The following is a 3,018-nucleotide window of genomic DNA, read 5'->3' as shown; positions in this document are numbered from 1 at the left end:
CAGCACGTATCTACTTATCTTATTTGTGGTTAGCTTGGCTAATACTGCCAACGTCCGGGCGGGTTGGCCCTGGACTTCCAAAGAAGAAAAAGAGGCGAAGTGGGCAGAGAAAGCAGCTCGTCCTGTGGGATCACGTCAAATCTATAAATTTGGTGAACTGTGGCCTCCGTACCCTCGACCCACCGGACCAAAACAGGGCTTCTGGAGTCGCTACCATCATGCGACTTACTGGCCTTATCCTTACACTTGTGAAGATCGTGAATATGTCCGTGATGTTATGGACAGACAGATGCACAATGGCTGGACCGATCAAACAACTCTCTATGCTTATCACTTCGAAGAAGATGGTAACAAGTTGACCCAGGCCGGCTTACTGCATTTGCGCTGGATTCTGGAAAATGCCCCCGAAGAACGCCGCGTTATTTTTGTACAGACGGCGGATGCCTCGATTGCCAGCCAGGAGCGATTGGCGAATGTCCAATACGCGGCTTCTGAGATGGCCGGTGGTCAAAGTATTCCTTCGACCATGTTAAGAGTCACCCCTTCTTACGGCCGACCGGCACGCGAGGAAGATATGAAATACCGCGCTTATGTCGGTTCCATTCTGCCACCTCGCATCCAATACACAGCCGGAGGCGGAACAGCTGCGAATGGGGGGAACTGATTCACGCCTGTTTGCTGTTTGATTCCCATGCCGTTTCTCATTCCCGTTAATTCAGACGAAAACTCGTCATGATTGATCGTCATACAGAAGATGAATATCAAAATCCCTCCCGGGAGGGATTTCTCAAACAGGATGAACCTGCTGAACAGCAGAGAACAGACTCTGAACCGGATCCTCGTGTGACGGCAAAAAACACGGATCTCACGGATCTTTACAGCGATTTGTTTCAGAAAAAAAAGTCAGCCGTTGATGCACAGAAATCCCCGGCAGGGGGCGAATTCCCTCACGCGGTGAATTCACTGAAAACGCTGAAATATGATGGCAAACCGATCCCGGCACCGCTCACGCTGGAAGAGAGCGGTTTGTCTTTAATGCAGTTGTGCAATCTGGTGTTGAAGCAGCTTTATCTGCAGGGGAGTGCGCTGGGAATTGAAATTTCCCGCGGTGCGCATCTTCCCTTCAGTATTATCGATGAGGCGCTGGTTTTTCTGAAAGACGAAAAATGCATTGAAGTGACCTCCGGTAATATGATGGGGCGTTCTTCCTATCGTTTTAACCTGACAGAACTGGGGCGGATTCGCGCGCGGGATGCGTTTGAACAATGCCGTTATGTCGGGCCTGCTCCCGTGACATTGGAGGCCTATGTGCGGCAGTGCCGGTTGCAGACGGTCACGGGCATCGATTGTACTCCCGAACGACTGAGAGCCGCGTTTTCGGAATTCATTCTTCGTGAAGGGCTTCTGGATGAATTGGGGCCTGCGGTCTGCAGTGGTCGTTCGATTTTTATCTACGGACCACCGGGTAACGGTAAAACAATGATTGCCAAAGGGTTGGGGCGTTTTCTCAACGAGCAGGGGGGAGAAATTTACGTCCCCTATGCGCTGCAGATGGAGAGTAGCATCATCACGCTGTTCGATCCGACCCTCCATCAGACCACCGACGATCAAGAGTTGCAGGAGTGCAATCAGTCTGACCCGAAAAAGGCGGGCCGTCTTCCCGATATGCAAGACTGGGACAAGCCGGATACGGATCTCCGCTGGCGGCGGATCAAGCGACCGGTGGTCATCACGGGGGGCGAACTGAACCTGGAGATGCTCGATTTACGCTATAACAAAGCCAGTAATTTTTATACGGCGCCGTTGCACCTCAAAGCGAACGGGGGCGTTTTTCTGATTGATGACTTCGGCAGGCAGCTTGTCAGCCCCAAAGATCTGCTCAACCGGTGGATTATGCCGCTCGAGGATCGGATTGATTTCTTAACGCTGGCAACCGGAAAGAAATTTGCGGTCCCTTTTGAACAGTTGATTGTGTTCTCAACCAATCTGGACCCTAAGGATCTGGTTGATGAGGCCTTTCTGCGTCGCATCCGTCATAAGATTCAGATCAATGCCCCTTCCCGGGAAGTCTTTACCGAGATTTCCAAGCTCTGTTGCCGTCAACGGGGCATTGAATATGATCCAGCTTTTGTAAATTATCTATATGGTGATTACTACAACCAGGGAAAGTCGCCCAGATCGAGCGACCCGCGAGATTTACTGGAGATTCTGCAGTCAATCTGTCGATTTAAAGGACAGGAACCCGTCCTCTCTACTCAACTCATTTCAGAAGCAGCGCAGCGTTTCTTCTGTCAAATATAAATTCCTTTCTTGAAGATCTTGATCAAGCCTTTCTTTTAAGGTCCCTGAAGCAACCTGATTCTCTCGTTATCACTCGTCTCTTTGATTACTGATTTTTCATGCATTGAACCGGTTTCAATTGTGAATGGATTGGAAATCGCGAAACGCAACGGGCATAACCTGTTGAGATAAAAAAGATTCATAATTCACGCCTTTCGCGTGCACCTCACGGAGGTATTAAAATGTCGGTACTAATGACAAAACAGACATGGATCGCTGGAATTGCTTGTGCATTACTGGTTTGCAGCGGTTGTTCTTCCGTGCGACAGGCATTTGTTTCCAATACGGATGATGCAGCACCGACCAGTTTGAAAGATAAAATTTCGGTTGCCAATCAGAAACTGAAGAATCCGGATAAGTTTTATATCACACACGGACAGCTTCAGGAAAAGATGGGCGATACGAAATCGGCCCGTTCTTCCTATGAAGTCGCTTTGGGGCAGAACCCGAAATCCATTGAAGCAGTTCTGGGTCTGGCGCGGCTGGATCAGGTTGCCGGCCGTAAAGCGGAAGCCGAAAAAGGGTTTCAGAAAGCGCTGGAAATGGCGCCGGAAGATCCCAAGGTCCGTGCCAATATCGGTCAGTTTTATGCGGCTGAGGAAAAGTGGGATCAGGCCATCGCGATGCTGAGTGGCGCTGTGAAGGCTGCTCCTGCCGATAAAAACGCACGCTATCAAC

General features: G+C 50.1%; 3 protein-coding genes. All 3 read left to right on the top strand.

From position 1 onward, the window contains the following. On the top strand, nt 1–664 hold a 664-nt coding region (locus tag Q0294_RS10780), incomplete at its 5' end, for a hypothetical protein (RefSeq protein WP_299464669.1). Between the two features lie 68 nt (nt 665–732). Next, entirely contained in the window at nt 733–2,301 is a 1,569-nt protein-coding gene (locus Q0294_RS10775; RefSeq protein WP_299464666.1) for an ATPase, read from the top strand. Nucleotides 2,302–2,522: 221 nt separating this feature from the next. Continuing rightward, the coding region (locus Q0294_RS10770; RefSeq protein ID WP_299464663.1) for a tetratricopeptide repeat protein at nt 2,523–3,018 on the top strand (496 nt) is incomplete at its 3' end.

This window comes from uncultured Gimesia sp., assembly GCF_937919775.1.
GTDB lineage: Bacteria > Planctomycetota > Planctomycetia > Planctomycetales > Planctomycetaceae > Gimesia.
The sequence above is the reverse complement of the archived record's forward strand: the minus strand, read 5'-3'. Positions and strand labels throughout refer to the sequence as shown.